The 17,710-nt window shown below is 47.1% G+C and carries 13 protein-coding genes and 1 pseudogene; 9 read left to right on the top strand and 5 right to left on the bottom strand.

Features of this window, described 5'->3' with window-relative positions; genetic code table 11:
- Nucleotides 1-27 precede the first annotated feature (27 nt).
- The 5 genes from L5M40_RS06355 to L5M40_RS06335 form a co-directional block, all read right to left on the bottom strand.
- Nucleotides 28-1,164 (bottom strand): ABC transporter permease, encoded by a 1,137-nt coding sequence (locus tag L5M40_RS06355; RefSeq protein WP_219256166.1) that lies wholly within the window; start codon nucleotides 1,162-1,164, stop codon nucleotides 28-30.
- Nucleotides 1,154-2,110 (bottom strand): ATP-binding cassette domain-containing protein, encoded by a 957-nt coding sequence (locus tag L5M40_RS06350; RefSeq protein ID WP_263256420.1) that lies wholly within the window; start codon nucleotides 2,108-2,110, stop codon nucleotides 1,154-1,156. Before L5M40_RS06350 ends, L5M40_RS06355 begins: the two co-directional genes overlap by 11 nt.
- Nucleotides 2,107-3,117: an HlyD family secretion protein gene (locus tag L5M40_RS06345; protein WP_263256419.1), complete on the bottom strand. Its 1,011-nt coding sequence runs from the start codon at nucleotides 3,115-3,117 to the stop codon at nucleotides 2,107-2,109. Before L5M40_RS06345 ends, L5M40_RS06350 begins: the two co-directional genes overlap by 4 nt.
- Nucleotides 3,117-3,818 (bottom strand): TetR/AcrR family transcriptional regulator, encoded by a 702-nt coding sequence (locus tag L5M40_RS06340; protein WP_198573577.1) that lies wholly within the window; start codon nucleotides 3,816-3,818, stop codon nucleotides 3,117-3,119. Before L5M40_RS06340 ends, L5M40_RS06345 begins: the two co-directional genes overlap by 1 nt.
- 185 nt (nucleotides 3,819-4,003) lie before the next feature.
- Nucleotides 4,004-4,351 (bottom strand): hypothetical protein, encoded by a 348-nt coding sequence (locus L5M40_RS06335; RefSeq protein WP_263256486.1) that lies wholly within the window; start codon nucleotides 4,349-4,351, stop codon nucleotides 4,004-4,006.
- 793 nt (nucleotides 4,352-5,144) lie between these two features.
- On the opposite strand from L5M40_RS06335, the gene L5M40_RS06330 reads away from it, so the two are divergent.
- From L5M40_RS06330 to L5M40_RS06285, 9 genes and pseudogenes are all read left to right on the top strand, one after another.
- Nucleotides 5,145-6,002, top strand: a complete 858-nt coding sequence (locus tag L5M40_RS06330; protein WP_263256418.1) for a hypothetical protein — start codon at nucleotides 5,145-5,147, stop codon at nucleotides 6,000-6,002.
- 11 nt (nucleotides 6,003-6,013) lie between these two features.
- Nucleotides 6,014-7,342 carry a DUF4785 domain-containing protein gene (locus tag L5M40_RS06325; protein WP_263256417.1) on the top strand — a complete coding sequence of 443 codons (1,329 nt, stop codon included), beginning with the start codon at nucleotides 6,014-6,016 and terminating at the stop codon, nucleotides 7,340-7,342.
- 432 nt (nucleotides 7,343-7,774) lie between these two features.
- Nucleotides 7,775-11,002, top strand: a complete 3,228-nt coding sequence (locus tag L5M40_RS06320; protein WP_263256415.1) for a winged helix-turn-helix domain-containing protein — start codon at nucleotides 7,775-7,777, stop codon at nucleotides 11,000-11,002.
- Between the two features lie 20 nt (nucleotides 11,003-11,022).
- Nucleotides 11,023-11,400, top strand: coding sequence for a DP-EP family protein (locus tag L5M40_RS06315; protein WP_219250208.1), 378 nt, complete (start codon nucleotides 11,023-11,025; stop codon nucleotides 11,398-11,400).
- A gap of 583 nt (nucleotides 11,401-11,983) precedes the next feature.
- Nucleotides 11,984-13,012, top strand: coding sequence for a diguanylate cyclase (locus L5M40_RS06305; RefSeq protein ID WP_263180990.1), 1,029 nt, complete (start codon nucleotides 11,984-11,986; stop codon nucleotides 13,010-13,012).
- A gap of 177 nt (nucleotides 13,013-13,189) precedes the next feature.
- Nucleotides 13,190-15,784: an FAD-binding protein gene (locus L5M40_RS06300; RefSeq protein ID WP_263256413.1), complete on the top strand. Its 2,595-nt coding sequence runs from the start codon at nucleotides 13,190-13,192 to the stop codon at nucleotides 15,782-15,784.
- A 106-nt stretch (nucleotides 15,785-15,890) separates the two neighbouring features.
- A complete protein-coding gene (locus tag L5M40_RS06295) occupies nucleotides 15,891-16,139 on the top strand; it encodes an EamA family transporter (RefSeq protein WP_263160620.1) in 249 nt (82 codons plus the stop codon).
- Between the two features lie 222 nt (nucleotides 16,140-16,361).
- Nucleotides 16,362-17,030 (top strand): annotated as a pseudogene (locus L5M40_RS06290) (DMT family transporter); the annotation flags it as partial.
- Between the two features lie 119 nt (nucleotides 17,031-17,149).
- Nucleotides 17,150-17,674: a lipocalin family protein gene (locus L5M40_RS06285; RefSeq protein WP_263256411.1), complete on the top strand. Its 525-nt coding sequence runs from the start codon at nucleotides 17,150-17,152 to the stop codon at nucleotides 17,672-17,674.
- The last annotated feature ends 36 nt before the right edge of the window (nucleotides 17,675-17,710 follow it).

Raw genomic sequence — 17,710 nt, 5'->3', positions numbered from 1 at the left:
CCCTTGATTATGAAACTCAGTACAGGGTTAATCCAAGCGCTTCGAAAATCTCATACTGGCAATCAATAACCCAATACAAGTAAAACCTATCATCCACAGGGCATCAAATTGCAGATCCATCACTTGGGCATCGCGCAGCACTATGGCCCGTGACATGCGCATAAAATGGGTTGCAGGTAAGGCTTCGGCAATCCACTGCGCCGCGATAGGCATGGCTTCGTAGGGGAACATAAATCCCGACAAGAGAATCGATGGCAGCAGGATAAATACCGTCATCTGCATCGATTGCAACTGGGTTTTCGCTATGGTCGAAATCACTAATCCTAAGGTTAAACTGGCGCAAATGAACAACATAGCAGCAAGGGCGATGGAATCAAGCCCGCCGCGAATGGGCACATCGAACAACAGATGCCCTGCGCTCAGGATAATGGTCACTTGCACAAAGCCAACCATCACATAGGGCACGATTTTACCCAGCATCAACTCCAGTGGCCGCACAGGCGTAGTGATCAAAAACTCCATATTGCCCTGCTCGCGCTCACGCACTATGGCGGCGGAAGTAAACATCACCATGGTCATAGTCAAAATCACCCCCAACAGGCCGGGCACTATGTTGACCACAGAACGTTGTTCTGGGTTGAAATATTGCACCACTTCAAAACTCGGTATCGCCGTTTTTAGTGCTCTTCCTGCGACTTCATCCAGTGGCATTTGCCTTAGGCTACGAATAGTTGAAGCGACAACCGTATCTGAACCATCCACCAGCCATTGGCCAGCGGGTTGTGCGATATAGGACTGGGCTAAATATTGCTGACCCACAAAGCTTGGGTGACGCACTAAGCGCTCATCAAGATCGGCGGGCAAATACAGCACGGCTTTGACTTCGCCGCGAGTGATCGCCGCCTCAGCCTCGGCGGCACTTAAATAACGCTGTTTAAAATCTACGACCTGCGTTGCTTCCACCGCCTTAACCAGTGCGCGACTGTAGGCAGAATCACTCAAATTAACTAACCCAGCAGGCAGATGGCGAGCATCGGTATTGATGGCATAACCAAACAACATCAGTTGCACTAACGGGATCATGACTATCATGCCAAAGGTCATGCGATCCCGCGACAACTGCCGCAGCTCTTTGACCACAATCGCAAAAATCCTACGCCACATGGTCAGTCTCTCCCTTGGAAACCCCAGCCAAGCGCTCGCCGGTGCAAGTGACAAACACATCTTCTAAGCTAGCGCGCACTTCTTCCATCGTCCGGCTGGCAACTCTTGGTTTAAGCCAAGCGAGCGGATCTTCAATATCGCTGCGCACTAACACCCGCAAACGACTGCCAATTTGCGCCGCCGACAATACCGCGGACTCGCTGATCAATGATTGTTTTAAAGTGCGTAAGTCGTCCCCTGAGATCTCAACCACCCGAGCCCCCATCGCCGCCATCAGCTGCTGGGGTGAACCGTCGGCGCGTTTTATCCCGCGCTCTAAAATCGCCAGACCATGGCAACGCTCGGCCTCATCCATATAGTGAGTCGACACAAGTATCGTGGTGCCTTGGGCACAGAGATCGAATAAGCGCTCCCAAAACTCGCGTCGATTTTCAGGATCGACCGCCGATGTCGGCTCATCGAGAAACAATAATTCGGGGTGATGTAAGGTCGCTGCCGCTAAGGCCAAACGCTGTTTCTGGCCGCCACTCATGGAGCCCGCCATTTGTTTCTCGCGGCCGACTAAATCGTATAGCATGACTAAATCGGCTATCCGCAGCTTTGAGGCTCGGCGGTTAAGCCCATAAATTTGCGCGACAAACTCTAAGTTTTCCCGCACCGAAAGATTGTCGTACAGGGAGAATTTTTGCGTCATATAGCCAATGCGGCGGCGCAGTTTTTCCTCGGCGCCGGGTAAGGTTTCACCCAATACGCGGATATTCCCCGATGTGGGACTCAGTAACCCAGTCAACATACGAATTGAAGTCGATTTTCCGCAGCCATTGGGGCCGAGAAATCCATAAATGGTTCCCTTGGGAATGGTGAGGTCGAGGTTTTCTACCGCATTAACACCACCAAAGGCGCGGGTCATCCCTTGGGTCTCGATAGCAAAATCAGCGCTTTTCATGGCTGCTCCACTTTTTGCTGCACTCCTTGCAGCACATCGAGTTGCAGCACATCGAGTTCAACTTCTAAAGCCATGCCAGTAGGTAGGTTCTGATCTGTGGCGGAAATAGTAATATCGGTCAAATACATCAGCCGCGCTCGATCACGTTCATTTAGCGCATAAAATGGCGTGTAAGCAGGTTGACTGCGGATATTGCGCACAGTGCCAGCAATCGGTATCTCGCGGCCATCCACAAGAATATTGACGCTATCACCCGCCTTCACTCTGTCTAACCAAGTCGCGGGCAGGTAAACCCGCACATAGGGATCCTCGCTCGCCAGCAAACCAATCAACTGGGTGCCTGCGGCAATGCGATCGCCGACTCGCCAAGGCAACGTATCGACAACGGCATCACGCGCCGCCACTAAGCTCAAGTCTGCTAAGGCTTTTTGTTCGATGGCTACACTGGCGCGAGCTGCGGCCACCGCCGCTTTGGCCTGCTCTAGCTGCTCACTACGGGTGCCATTTTCTAGTAGTCGCAGGCTTTGCTGCGCCTCGGCTTGCTTAGCGAAACTGGTATCCCGCGCCGCACGGGCCGTATCTAAATCCGCTTGGCTAAGTACTTTCGTGGCAAATAAACGGTTTGTTCGTTCAAAGGCTCGCTGAGCCTCTTTCACGCTGGCATTTGCCCCGTCGAGCACGGCCTTGGCGCGTTCTATATCCTCTAAACGCGCACCTGTGACCGCCTCAGAAAGTTTAGCTTTAGCCTGTTCAAGCTCGGCTTGGCGCAGGGCGAGGCGCGCATTAGCAGAGGTTGTATCGAGCTGAATTAACACCTCACCCGCCTTAACCTGTTGACCTTCAACCACATTCACTTGAGTAATCAACTCACCTACGGGCGCGGTAAGTGTCAGCCTGTCCCGCTCGACAGTGCCAAGCACTCTGGGCGGCGCTTCAGTGCAGCCGACTAATAGCAAGATCACACAACCCACACTCACGTGCGTAAGAATTTTAAAATTCACACTCATTACGACTTCCTCGGTTCACGCAGTACACCTTGGGTAAAAACCTGCATATTGTGCAGTGCTAGACGCTGTAAACCATCAGCATCAGCACTAAAAAAGCCGAACTGACGCATTAACACCGGGGGCGCAATAAGCGGAAAAACCATCAGACTCACGAAACTGAGGCGTACTAAATCGGGATCTAATCCCTCCTTCAATAGCCCCGCATTGACTAATGTGGATTCGAGCCATTGCCGCGAGAGGGATAAAATTTGCTCAAAAACAGACAACATAATGCGATAGGGTTCTGAGCCATCGCCTTCCTGTAACACCCGTATAATCAACCGTGGCAATCCCAGGTTAGGTGCCATAACGCGATAATATGTCTGCATAAGTTCACCCAAGTTATTAGGGGCATCCGCAGCGGATATTTCGCGAAAACGCGCTAATACTGGCTCAAGGGTTTCCCGCACCATTTGTTCGAACAGGCCCGCTTTTGAACCAAAATAATAACGAATAAGCGCGGCATCAACCTCGGCTTCACGGGCAATTTCACGGGTAGAAACGCTGGGATAACTGCGATGACTGAAGAGATTTAGGGCTGCGATAATTAAGCGTTGGCGGGCATCGGAATCCCCTTTCGGACGACCAGGAGTCTGCGGCTGTGATTCAGTTTGGGCGGTAAATGGCACAACCCCCTTTGGGCGACCGGGAATAAGCGACATGGCAAGCTCCAGCAAAATTCATCTATTGATGAATATACTGAAAAGCCGCGTAAAAAGGCAGCAGTTAAATTCCTCATTTTCATTGATATTGAGGAATTTAACCCACGGACTGCATGGTTAAAATTTAGATACCGTTCAATCGAAAAATTAAGCGGCCTTCTATTAAAGATTTATACAGTCAAAGCTTATGCGCCTTTCACTATCGCACTCAAACGGGTAATGAATTGCTGTACGGCTTCAACTGTGTCAAAACTAAAGGCAAGGCCATAGTGGGTTTCGGTCAAACTCTTATGTAAACGTTTGGGGAAACGTGTCATCTCGGCATTGTGGAAATAGTCGTATTTGGCATGCACGCCTGCAATAGTGGCAAGTTCGCCAGAAAAGACTTCGAATGCGGGACGAATAATCAAGTTTGGTGATTTACCGTCGAGGTGTAAATAGAAAGCCTCTTTGGTTTCTGGGAGCATGTATTCTGTAACGTTTTTTATGGTGAAGTTAGTGCGACATTGCAGTCCACTTAAGCAGCTCACCATCTTATTATGTTCTATCGCCAAACTTATTCTCCCATGTTTGTTGTCTATTTAGATTAAACCTGCCCATATCGCGCTACTTTTTCTACTCCCAGTCAATCCATGGCTCAGATGACTGATTCAGATAAGAAGAATGTCATCTCGGCAATGTTGGTTTTTATTCCGTTTATCCCACTTTACCTCAGCTCAGCCTAATCGGTTTAGTCTTTAAATGCACTAAAGTGATACCCATATCCCAGAGTAAATGGGCGAGTTTGAATTATTTATCACAAAAAACCTTTATATACAGAATGATAAACCGATTAACTCAAACACTAAGCGGGTGTCACAGAAAATTCTTTTGTGTAAGCAAATCGACATTTCAAACACGATAAAACACAATTTAGTTTATTAGGTATTACTTATCATCAGGTTATCAGCCTTTAGTTTGACATTAAAACGAACCGTTCAAAATGCGACCCTGCGATTGCATTTTATAATGATTGTTTTACTTGCCAGCTTAAAATGTTGCGTCTAGGTTAATAAGCTTGAGTTAAGTCCTGTTGATAATGGCTAAGTTACGGCAATCACATTTGATGCCAACGTAAACTAGCGCATTCACGCTATCCCGTCGTATTCAGGCCTTAAGTCATGTTTTACCCAAAATGAGTAACCCGCGCTTGAGCGCCTATAAACCGAGCCATGCCAGCCGATTTCAAGCTTATTTACGGCAAATCCTGCATTAACTGACTTGCCCTAAACTGTCGCAACGGACTGGCGGCCACAATCAACAAGACCAACAACACGAGATATAGCCATGAAGATCAAAAAAAACCTCATGCTCTTGGGTCTGTTCGCTGTCAGCCCAGTAACGTTAGCCGCAACCGGAGTCGCCTTTATCCATGGTACGGGTCACCAGACCAATGCCTTAGCCGATTACTGGACGCCCGAATTTGTTAACTCAGTGCGCCAAGGCATCCCAGTACCAAACAATTACACAGTGATCAACTGCGACTTTGACCAATATATGTGGGAAGAAAGCGCCGCAGGTTGTCTGGCAACGCAGCTCAATAGCTTTATCCAAGCCAAAAATATCGACGACTTAATTCTGCTGACCCACTCCAATGGTGGCAACGTAGTGCGGTGGATTTTATCTAATCCAACGTGGGACAGCCGTTATCCTGCAGTGATCAACGCCACCTCAAAGGTTATCGCCATCGCGCCTTCCAGTGCTGGTACGCCGCTGGCCGATGCGGTGAACCAAGGTAATGTGTTCGAAACCAGCTTAGGCTGGCTCTTAGGCTATGGCAGCAATGCAGTGAAACAACAGCAAGTCGGTTGGATGGCAAACTACAACAACGCTTGGCTTAATGGCACAACGGGTCGCCCATCGCTGGGTAAACCCTTCGAAGTCGTGGTGGGCTCAGATGTTGATTCCGCCATTTGGGACAGCGACAGTTACTGCGCGGGTTATCAATACCAAGTCGCGCTCGAAACCACCCAAAACTGGCTCGATAGCTGCTCCGACGGCTTCTTAAATTGCAGCTCACAAAAGGCGGCTGGCACTGTCTGGTTTACTGATAAACAAAAGACCCGTGGCCAAGAGCCCTTAAGCCATCAGCAGAGCCGTCGTACGTGTTTCAATTTAGACACGCTGATCCGCAACCACATTTAAGGAGCACTAAGATGCACACACTCAGCAAACTTGCCAGTGTCTTGGCGCTAAGCGGACTGCTTACAGCCTGCCAAGATGAAGCCACACCCATAGATCCCAAAACCAATGCCAGCCCAATGTACGCCAAAGGGTTAACCCTAACCGCGCCGAGCGATACCGATCTCGTCGATAGCAATATTGCCAGCCCAACACTCACGCCCATCAACACCAGTACGGATTACATTAGCTTTATCACCCCGCTGTACGGTGAGTATCAAGCGAGTATGCTTAAGCTTGAGCAAGCCAGCCAAAGTGACGAGTATTGGGTCAATGTAACAGGCGCACAGCTTAATGCGGGCGTGGGCCTCACCATGAGCCAAGCGTCGAGCTTAGTGCGAATTGCACCTCGGGGCGATACCCGCTCTGGCGCCTTAATGCATGCAGAGGCTATTGCCCCTGAGCGCGTACAAATTCAGCGCGTTACCCCTAATCAGTCACCCCAAGGCAAAGCAGCCGACAGCAGTGGGATAAACACCAATGAGTCACTGGTTAAATCGATGGTCAACGCCGATGCTTTGGCTAGCGCAGGGTTAACCGATGATTCCAGTGCGCTGCAAATGTCGGCGAAGGCCACACCGGGCGAATATCGCCTGCAGGTCAGCCAGCCGTTAACACCGAGCGCCAGCTACTTAGTCAACGTGAAGGAAAAAGGCTCGCCCTATCAACTGAGCGTCAAAGCCTCCTCCGCTATCGCGGCGGATGCGCAAACCCTTGGGCTTGAACTCGCACTCAGCCAAAGTGATAACGCCTTTGTGCCACAGGCAAAACTCAAGCAAGCCGATGGCAATATGCAACCACTGGCGATGGTAAAACAAGGGGAGACATGGCAAGCGGTGATCCCCGCGGGCGTCGCACTTTCGAGCAGCAATGCAGGTTTCAGTGAAATTGAAATCACAGTGCAAACCCAAGTCGATGGCCGACCTGTGCAGCGCACGGTCAAATCTGTCTTTAAGTCCTATGTCAATTCGGCGAGCATCAAGCCCGAAGTGCTCACGGTTTGGGATAAAGGCTTGCCTAACCAAATCAACTTTGAGTTAACTGTCGCCGAGGCGGGACGTTTTGGCTTAAGTGGCACGTTAACGGGCACCAATGCCGAAGGTCAAAAGGTAGCGATTCTACGCACCCAAGCGGCCAATTGGCTGACCCCAGAGTCGCCGAAGTTAAAGCTGATGTTAGATCCTAAGCTTATCCAAGCCTCAGGTTTACAGCCGCCCTTCGAACTCAATGAATTAGAACTGCAAGATCAAGGTCAAATGGCCAGATTAAGCTATCAAGCCAAAGCACTAACCTTAACGCGCTAATTCAAAGGGACCAATGTTAAGGGGCTAACGTTAAGATACTTAGCTTAACGTGCTGATAAGTCAGGCTTGTTAGCCTTAAGTTCCTCTCTAATACAAAGTGCCCAATCACGGGCACTTTTTTATTGTTGATCTTTTGCAACCTACACCTAAAAGCCATCACCTTATTTAACATCTATCGCAAAGCACAAACTGTTGACAGAAAAATGACAAGCTAAAGACTATTCACCACACATCACCCTGATAAAATTTACATTGATTATCAAGGGTTATTCCTTTTAAATAACAATCATCAACGGCATAATGTCAAGGTCTTGACGTCAGACCTTTGAATGACAAGCACAGATCTTTATAACAATACGTATAACAATAAGAGTGACTCACAGCGCAAGTTTTTACCGTGCCATGGTCAATACTCAATAAATGGACATCGTTATGAGTGACAGCACATTTTTCTTTGGTGAATGGCAAATCAATCCCAGCGCCAATAGTCTGCTCCTTGGCAAACAAGTCAAACAACTTGAGCCCAAGGCGATGGATGTGCTGTTGTTTCTCTGCCAACGGGCGGGCGAAGTCATCAGCAGTGATGAAATAGTCAGCCACTGCTGGCCGGGTGTTGATACTGGCGACAATCCACTACATAAGATTATCAATCAGTTACGTCGAGCATTAGGCGACAGCGCCACAGAACCTACCTATATAGAAACCATACGCAAACGCGGCTATCGCACCTTAGCCGAAGTGCGTTTTCCTATCGGACACCAAGCCACCGCCAGCCCACAGAGTTGGCAAGGCGGCTCGCCCTTTCCGGGGCTGCAAGCCTATAGCGCTAACTATGCCGAGGTGTTTTTTGGCCGCAGTGAACAAATCAGCACTTTGCTTAACCGGATAAGCCAACAAATCCTGTTTGGCCGTGCCTTCTGCCTGATCTTAGGTCCAAGTGGCAGCGGTAAATCCTCCCTGATTAATGCGGGTGTTGTGCCCAATTTAATGAAGGGCGACGGCTATAACGGCATTGGTGTCGCGTCATTCAGCAGCTTAGATTTTGCCGATGTGAGTAAAGGGCAACTACTCACCGATCTTGCCAGTGCAATGCTCGACTGGGAAATCAACGACATCCCAGTATTCGAAGGCATGAGCGCTGAGACTCTGGCGATTCAACTCGTCGAAGATATCCAAAGCGTGATCAATCAGTGTACCCAAGCGCTCAAGGCTAAACCCTTTTCCAATCCGTTTTTTGCCTTGTTTATCGACCGATTAGAAGTGTTGCTCTCATCACCGCTATTTAGCGATACCGAACGAACCCAGTTCATAGAATTATTGGAACAACTCGCCACCTCAAAAGCCGTGATTATCATCAGTGCCTGTCGCAACGATTTTTATCCTTTATTGGTCAATTACCCAAGCTTAATGGCGGGTAAAGCCCGCGGCGCCCACTTTGACTTAGCGCCGCCAACACGCACTGAGCTATTACAAATGATCCGCCTGCCCGCGGTGGCTGCCAACTTAAGCTGGGAAGTTGACAGCGACACCGCGATGCCGCTCGACGAAATGCTCTGCAGCGATGCCGCCAGTAACCCAGATGCGTTGCCTATGTTGCAATACACGCTGCAAGCCTTGTATTTGCAACGCAGCGCCGACGATAAGTTATTAGTCTCGGTTTATCATGCACTTGGCGGTATTGAAGGGGCGATTGGCAAAAATGCCGAGCAAGCGATTTCCCATTTAAGCGATGCCGAAAAAGCCAGCCTACCGCGGATTTTATCCCTGCTAGTGACTCTGCGTGAAGATGAAAAGTCCATCACCAGCCGCACCGCTCGCTGGTCACAACTACAAAGCACCGCTGAAACCGCCCTAGTGCAAGCCATGGTCGATAGCCGCTTATTCGTGTCGCATCTGCAAAATGGTGAACCCTGTTTTAGCATCGCCCACGAAGCACTTTTACGCCGTTGGCCGCGGGCAACCGCTTGGATTAGCGAGCATAACGACAGCTTAAGCATTAAGAGTCGCCTACAGCATTTATCTAAGCGTTGGCTCAGCGAAGCCAAACACAGCGCTTATCTGCTCGCCGACGGCAAGCCGTTGAAAGAGGCCCAAAGCCTCAGCCAAAATCCGTTATTCGATTTAGACGATCCCGAAACCGCCTTTATCGCAGCCTCCAGCAAACGCGCCAATATGCTGCGCTGGACGAGGCGCCTAACCGTCGCCCTGCTGTGCGTCCTCACCTTAACCTCCGTCATTATGAGCGTGCGCAGCATAGAGGCCGAAAAACTTGCCCTGCAAAAACGCCTCGCCGCCGAAGATTTGCTCGGCTTTATGGTGGGTGACTTCGCCGACAAGATGCGCGGCATCGGCCGTATGGACTTACTCGACGGGATCAGCAATAAGGCACTGGAATATTTCACTGATTTTTCCAATAAAGAGGATGATGCACACTTAAGTTTTGACGCCCGCTTCCAACACGGCCAAACCTTAGAGGCCATGGGGGAAGTCGCCTATTCGCGCAATAAAATCGATGAAGCCCGCAGCGCATTACTCGCGGCGCAAGAAAAAATGTTGCCACTGCTCGAATTGCAGCCGGAAAACTTAGCCCTACTGAAAACCTTAGGTGCCAATGCCTTTTGGTTAGGACAGCTTAAGTATGATGTGAGTGATTGGGCGGCATCGCGCCCCTTCTTCGAGCAGTACTTAGCCTATAGCCAAACTATGTACGCCCTTGCGCCCGAAGATAAAGATGCGCTCATGGAACTTTCTTACGCCCATAACACTTTGGGCTCAGTTTCGATGAAGCAACAGGAATTTGCCAAAGCACAACAAGATTTTGAAGAGTCGCTAAGGCTTAAATTGCTCGCCTTGGCAAAAGCGCCTGAGGATAGTCAGCTAATTGCGGATGTGGCCAATGCACGTTCTTGGTTAGCGAGTGCGGCAGTGTCACAAGGTGATGTACTTTCAGCCATACAGATCCACACTCAACTCCAACAAGAACTAAGCAATAACATTAAACAGCCATATATATTAGATAGACTAGCAGCCAGCCATCAAATTCTTGCTAAGTTATACGATTATCAAGATCTACCAGAACAAGCCCTAAGACAAACCCGACTTGGTTTGGAAGCAATATCAAAAGCGCTAGAACAAGATCCTAAAAACGATATTTGGACAAGACAAAATTACTATTTACACTTCAATCTTCTAGCATTTGCACGCACTGATTCTAATGAGATTACAAGATTAAAATCTTTACTAGATTCAGATATTGATTTGAATTCTTCATCGAAGAGAGACGAAGTGTATGCAAGCTATTTTCTTGCATCAGCACAACACTTACAACGACAAGGTAAGTTTGATAAAAGTATAGAATATGCTGTGCTAGCAAAAAATGAATTTCTTAAGTTATCAAAAAAATTCAATCAAAATATTAACTTCATTTCAAACTTATCGGAAAGTATTCTATTTGAAGCTAAAACGGTCAAAAATTATAAAGCCAAGCATGAATTATGCAACACTTCAAAATATTTACTATTACCTATAGTAGAAAAAGATAAATCACCAAATTTCACCATTCATTATGTTAAAGCCCTTGACTGCCTTGGCGAAATTATAAGCGATGACAATCTTAAACATTTACTATTAAAATCTCATATAACCAATACCAAATTTTAACCAAAAGAAAGGAAGTTAATATGTTCGCACCACAAGGCTCGGCTCAATTTATTAAAGTCAATGTTAATCTAGAAAATGGCGAACCTGTATTTATTTATACAGATGCTAATGGTGAACAATGCCAAGGGGATGTGACTATCACCCAAGCTGGTACTGTTACCTACTTGCTAAATGATCAAACAGGAAAAGGTTTAAAATTTGTTGGGGTCGGCTTTGTTACCCCATTCGATGATATTGTCGATGCGGTAACCATCAGCAGCGATGGTATGTTAGTACAACTCGTCGATCTAGATAGAACGTCGGGAACTACTAAGTTCCAATTTGTATTGAGCAATACTACTAATACCTTACTGATATTAAGTCCTGATCCAGAAATTATCAATCGTCCTCAAAACTAATCGAAATGCCCAACCTTTAATCGGGCTGGGCAGTTTCTACACCCGAAGAAAAGGGGAAAAGCGGGGACAGCCATGTCTTTTTGTGCTTTGTCCCCTCTTATACTAGCCTTTACATTATCTTGATTGCGTCTGTTTGGAGCAGATGATGACCCCGGCCAGAAGAATGCTTATCGATGCTAATACAACGCCCTTCTATCATGTGATAAATCGCTGTGTCAGAAGGGCTTTTCTGTGCGGTGAGGATAAACTCACAGGCCGCAGTTATGAGCATAGACGTGACTGGATTGTCGATAAAATCAAAGCATTATCCACCATCTTTAGACACTAAAATCCTTTGCGCTTGCCGCTTAATAGCCAAAAATCCACTCATGGGTACCGCTCTTTCAACTTAGCCATGCCCAAAAACCTCGCACGTTTCAGCTAAACCTGAGAATTTACCGTGAGAAGAGTAAATTTAAAACCTTTATAAACAATAGATTAAATCGGAAGGTAAGCAGAAGGTATCTTTTCTTTGCGAAGAATAAAGTCATCATCAGAAAAGCGCTTAGCGCAGATGACATTAGGTTCACGGAGAATGATAACAATGACAAGCTCACCTAAACAGACTCGCTCACAACATCCATTATCACTTGTGGGTGAAGGCAATGGCTCACAGTGCACTGCGCAGCAAGGCTTGGTCGAACCCTCGTTGCCGTTAACCTTCTTCGAACATGCCTCGATTGAAACGATTCAACAGTTTATTCAGCATCTGACAGAGCCGGTGATTATCGTCAATGCCCAAGGTTACATTTACTTTAGCAATAGCAAAGGTGCTGACTTACTGACATGCCCGCAGGCCAGTTTGAAGGGACAAGATTGGCGCAACTTTTTGACCGAACACCACCAAGCTCGCTATGACAATCTGCTGAGCAATGATATTAAATTAGGCAAAAATTGCGGTATCCCAGTGCAGCACTGCGCCGAAGAAATCACCCTCATTACCGCCTCAGGCAAAGCAAAAGATGTTGAGCTTTCCATTTCCTACATCCCCAGCCATGAACCTCTGTTTGTGATGATGATGCACGATTTAACGCAGCACAAAGCGGAAAATCAAAAGCTACGTAAATTGGCCGCCACAGATTCACTGACAGGACTGGCGAACCGCCGATATTTTGATGAAATGCTGCATCACTATTGGGAAGAATGCACAGGTAAGTTGCGCCCGATCAGCGTGGTGATTATCGATGTGGATTACTTCAAAGTGTTCAACGACCAATTCGGCCATATCCAAGGGGACGAATGTCTACGAAAGATTGCCAAAGTGATTGCTGACATAGTGCCAATAGAAATTGGCCTGGCAGCGCGTTACGGCGGTGAAGAATTCGCGCTAATACTGCCAAGCCACAATGCCAAAATGGCACTGACGATTGCCCAAAAAGTGCAGCAAGGGATTAATGACCTGCGCTTTACTGAGCAAGGCCTGCGCGACTATGTCTCTGTGAGCGCGAGCCAAGGGATTGCGAGTGAAATCAATGGCCAATTCCGTACCTCACTCGCCATGCTGTGCGCCGCCGATACCGCATTGTATCGCGCCAAAGCCGATGGCCGTGACAGGATCAATACGTCGCTTTAATACCTATTAATTGGCGACTTGTTTGCCCGCAACTGATTTACCCAAAACTGATTGACCCAAAACATAGTTACCCGCGACTTAGTTACCCGCGATGGATTAACCACGGGATGAATTACCCCAGTAGCGCTTTAGCGCACTGAGGTAAAACACGCAAAGCACACGAAAGGACGCACGAATATGAATAAGCTTGAGGCATCAAGAAATATACGGGCAGTGATTGAAAAAAGCTTACCCGTGAGCACGTCACCCCTTGCCATATTCACATACCAGTGTTGGTTGAAAACCAGCGCAGGTGGGCGTGTGTTCCATTATAAAACTGATAGGGAAGATACCTATTTTGCGGTGGATATAAATTCACTGGGGCATATTGAATGCGTGATTAATACCACCTTACTGCGGGTTGAGGCAATATCAACCTTAGGTGGACTCAACGACGGTCAGTGGCACTTATTGTCCATCTGCCATGAATACCATGAAATCAGTTGTTATGTGGATGGTGAAATTACCCATACACAACTCAATAATCTGTCACTGGTTGCCGACAATGAATTTTTAATTGAAAACGTGTCTTTACCGAATCATCGCGATACACATTTCGATGGTGAAATATTTGGCATCACCTTGCTCAATCGATTATTAACGCGAACTGAAATCGTTGACTATTACCGTAATCCAGCGCAACAAAGATCGATTAGCGAAAATAACCTTTACATTTACCAGCATCAAGATGCACATAATATTCGTGGTGAAAACTTTATCCCACTTAAAAGACAAAAAGTGCTGCTGGTCATATTTAATGACACTGAATATCAATTCATAAAAACCACTACGGATAGCAACACCTATAATCAACAATTACCTAAAATTATTCCGCCCCACGAACGCCGAGCCTACATTATTGAATGTAACTATAACACTTGGCCAAATTTTAGTTATTTAGTGAATTACACGGCGAGTAATCAAGCGGATATTACACTCAATATTGAAGTGTTTAAATCGCTGACGGCCTATCGCTCTAATATTAAAGTCACCGTCGCAAATGAACTGGAACGGGATTGTTTGATTATTCAATCGACCGAAGAAGAATTAAGTGCTGAAGTGCGTATTAGTGAAAACTTAGTGATCACTCAAGCCAAAAACTTTGTTAATTTCATCAATGAAGTTCGCGCACACATTCCGGCCGATAATATTATTACCGGTGGCCATTATTATAGTGAGCAGCAACTCTCGGTCAGCACAGGTAAGCAAATGATTGCCTATCAACAGGCTTGCCAACTGTTCAACCGCAGATTACAAAAAAAACCACTGGCGATCATCAAATGCACGTCAACTGAAGAAGTCAAAATCGCCTATAAAGCGGCCATCGATTATAACTTGCCAATCAGCGTACGCTCGGGTGGGAATGATCACGAAGGTGAAAGCACTGAAACGAATACCGTAGTGTTAGATCTGCTGAAGATGGATAGCCTCACTTTAGATCCCATTACAGGTATTGCGGCCATTGGCCCAGGTAATCGTTTTATCAATCTCACCACAGCCCTTGCCAAACAAGGCGTGATGCTCCCCCATAGCTCCTGTGGCAGTGTTGCCATAGCGGGATTTATTATGGGCGGCGGCTCAGGACCTTGGACCCGCAAACACGGCATGTGCTGCGAATCCCTATTACAGGCAGAAATCGTCCTCGGCGTTGGTGAAACTCAAGTCGTCTCTGTTGCCAATAAACCTGAGTTACTCTGGGCGCTCAAGGGTGGCGGTGGGTTAAGTTACGGCATAGTGACCCGCTTTTTTGTGCAAACCTTTCCACTACCACCTTGCCTTATCAAGTTTGAATTAGAATGGAATTGCTACAATAAACAAACCCATGAACTCATTGAGCACACCCCAACTAAAGACATTTTACAGCGCTGGGAAGCCATCATAAATGCCGACAGCACTGGCTGTTTGATTGGCACTAATCTCAAGATTAATGCCAAACATTTACCCGTAGAACAACACAAAACACTCGACATAGACACTGACTCAATTACGCATAACTGCTTGATGTATGGTTTTTGGGAGGGCAATTCCGCCAGCCTAAACCACTTTATCCAGAAACAATTTAATGAATTTGGCCTAATCCCCAATGATATTCGCATCGAGGGTATGGGCGGACTCACCAAAGCCTACGGTGAAAACTTAATGCCCAGTTGGGAAAGGGAATCTTTTCATCATCTGCAAGCTGACTTACAAGGCATAAACCGCTCACCTAATCCAGCGGATGTAGATGAACCCGCGCCCCATAAAGTCACCTCGCGCTTAGTGAATCAAACGGGCCTGAGGGACGGTTATAAGCCACTGCTTGAAAGCTTAACCTCTCGCTATGTGCTTGAAGGCAATCGTCAATTGGGGCTATTTACCTATGTTACCCTTGGCGCCATTGCAGGTGATTATTATCGCACTATGGGCGAAGAGCAAAAGAGTCGCAGCGCCTTCCCCTACAAGGACAGACAATACACGATTCAATATCAAACTTGGTGGAATAACGCCCTGCAAGAGAAACAACAATTGCAGGATAGCCAAGTGGTTACCCGCATTAATCGTGCACTCGATTGGATTGATGCCAGCCGAAATAATGACATCCCCAACACCTCGGGCGCTTTTATCAGTTTCAAAGATAAGGCCATCCCTACAGATGTGTACTTTGACCACAATTACGCTGCGTTAAAACGGATTAAGGCGGCCTACAGCCAAGATAGCTTTAACCATTTCCGCTCACGTAAAAGCATTATCTAAGTTAATACATCGGCATAGCCTAGGGTGAGTTTTTAAGGCAAAATCGACGCCGTCCACAGGACGGTGTCGCCCCTTAACTCTCTGTTCACTCTGTTGTAGGTTATCTATGCCAAGCTCAACTTTAGCTATCATTTTTGCCCTATTGGCGGCCATTCTTATGGGTACAATCGGTGTATTAGCGCGCTTTGCCGCCCTGCCCGCCGAACACATTACCTTCTACCGCTTACTGCTCGGTGCCCTATTTCTATTGGCTTATATGCTGCTCACAGGTAAAGGCCATCAGATTCGCCATAAACCCAGCAAACGCAACTTATACCCAAACAACCTCAAGATGCAGGATTCAGCGGAAATTTAACGCACTTTAGGCAAGGCGGTTATTTGCGGACCTAGTGGACTAAGTTAAAAATAACCAACACAGCATAAAGTGCGTTAAAAACCGCCGGGACGGAGCGCCTAGGGCACTCCACTTCCGTGTTGCATCAATTCAAAAGGTAGCCGACATTCTGTCATTGATGCGCCTTGAATTGAAGCACCCTAGGCGCTCTGAAACTCGTATCTTGAGGTAGCTTGGGTATATAACGGCGCTATGCTCGCGGGTTTTATGGCGTTTTACATTGAAGCCATTCAGTACACCCAAATGGCCAATGTGATCATGATTATTTACTTAGCCCCTGTGGTGTCGGCTATTTTCGCCCATTATTTCTTTGCCGAGAAACTCACCCGCTTAAGCATGGCAAGCGTGGTAGTCGCGCTGATGGGCTTTATGTTAATGATCCCAACAGGGCCGCAGCAAGCGAGCAATCACACTGAATTATTAGGCTATTTTTATTCCCTACTCGCCTTATTAACCTACAGTGGGTTTATGTTAATCAACCGAAAACTGAGCCTGAGTTCGCCCTATCAAAGCACTTTAGTGCAGCTTTGTGTCGGCGCTTTGTGCCTACTGCCCTTAGTGATAAATGCACCGCTGACGCCAAGTTTGCCGCAAATGGGCTGGTTAATTGCGATTGGATTCTTCCCCGGATTTTTAGCTATTTTGCTGGCGGTAAAAGCCCTACGCCAATTGCCAGCAGTCACCTTTGGCACCCTCGCCTATGCGGAACCGGTTATCGTAGTGACGCTAGCATGGTGGATATTTGGTGAAACCTTGAGTCCCATGCAATTAAGCGGTGTCGGCTTGATTATTCTGGCCGGCATTAGCCAAGGCTTTATCAGTCAGCGCAAAGTATTGATTACGAGCGGCTAACCAACAACACTTTGCCAAGTAGCTGAAATAATGTGAAGAAAATAGTGTAAGCTCGATAGCGGATTGATTGAACATTGCACTTAAGACGTGCGACTAAGACTTAAGATCAGGAGGTCAAATTGAGAAAGCTACTGTTAGTCATTAGTATATTTTTGCTCAGCGGTTGCTTAGGCATGCCTAAACTGGTTCAACCCGTGAATGATTTTGAGCTAAATAAATACTTAGGTAAATGGTACGAAATTGCACGATTAGATCATTCATTCGAAAGAGGCTTAAGCCAAGTTAGCGCAGAATACAGCCTGAAAGAGGATAGTGGTGTTAGGGTCATTAACCGTGGATTTTCCGCGGCTAAAAATGAATGGAAAGAAGCCGAAGGAAAGGCCTATTTTGTGAATGGTGATTCAGAAGGCTATTTGAAAGTCTCCTTCTTTGGGCCATTTTATGGATCGTATGTGGTCTTCGAATTAGATCATGAAAACTATCAATACGCTTTTATATCGGGACCCGACACAGGTTATTTGTGGCTATTGGCTAAAACCCCGACTGTGCCATCCGAGGTGCTGCAAAAGTTTGTTGAAATGTCTAAAGCCCGCGGCTTTGATACCGACAATTTGATTTATGTGCAGCAAGTGTCAGCGCCCTAACGAGTGCCGCCAATGCGCTAAAATCGAGTGCGCGAA

This window comes from Shewanella sp. SM68, from assembly GCF_025653925.1.
In the GTDB taxonomy this organism is placed as follows: Bacteria; Pseudomonadota; Gammaproteobacteria; order Enterobacterales; family Shewanellaceae; genus Shewanella; species Shewanella oncorhynchi.
The sequence above is the reverse complement of the archived record's forward strand: the minus strand, read 5'-3'. Positions and strand labels throughout refer to the sequence as shown.

Bases quoted from the DNA above. Each gene is read 5' to 3' on its own strand.
- L5M40_RS06355 (WP_219256166.1), bottom strand. From the start codon at position 1,164: ATGTGGCGTAGGATTTTTGCGATTGTGGTCAAAGAGCTGCGGCAGTTG.
- L5M40_RS06350 (WP_263256420.1), bottom strand. From the start codon at position 2,110: ATGAAAAGCGCTGATTTTGCTATCGAGACCCAAGGGATGACCCGCGCC.
- L5M40_RS06345 (WP_263256419.1), bottom strand. From the start codon at position 3,117: ATGAGTGTGAATTTTAAAATTCTTACGCACGTGAGTGTGGGTTGTGTG.
- L5M40_RS06340 (WP_198573577.1), bottom strand. From the start codon at position 3,818: ATGTCGCTTATTCCCGGTCGCCCAAAGGGGGTTGTGCCATTTACCGCC.
- L5M40_RS06335 (WP_263256486.1), bottom strand. From the start codon at position 4,351: ATGGTGAGCTGCTTAAGTGGACTGCAATGTCGCACTAACTTCACCATA.
- L5M40_RS06330 (WP_263256418.1), top strand. From the start codon at position 5,145: ATGAAGATCAAAAAAAACCTCATGCTCTTGGGTCTGTTCGCTGTCAGC.
- L5M40_RS06325 (WP_263256417.1), top strand. From the start codon at position 6,014: ATGCACACACTCAGCAAACTTGCCAGTGTCTTGGCGCTAAGCGGACTG.
- L5M40_RS06320 (WP_263256415.1), top strand. From the start codon at position 7,775: ATGAGTGACAGCACATTTTTCTTTGGTGAATGGCAAATCAATCCCAGC.
- L5M40_RS06315 (WP_219250208.1), top strand. From the start codon at position 11,023: ATGTTCGCACCACAAGGCTCGGCTCAATTTATTAAAGTCAATGTTAAT.
- L5M40_RS06305 (WP_263180990.1), top strand. From the start codon at position 11,984: ATGACAAGCTCACCTAAACAGACTCGCTCACAACATCCATTATCACTT.
- L5M40_RS06300 (WP_263256413.1), top strand. From the start codon at position 13,190: ATGAATAAGCTTGAGGCATCAAGAAATATACGGGCAGTGATTGAAAAA.
- L5M40_RS06295 (WP_263160620.1), top strand. From the start codon at position 15,891: ATGCCAAGCTCAACTTTAGCTATCATTTTTGCCCTATTGGCGGCCATT.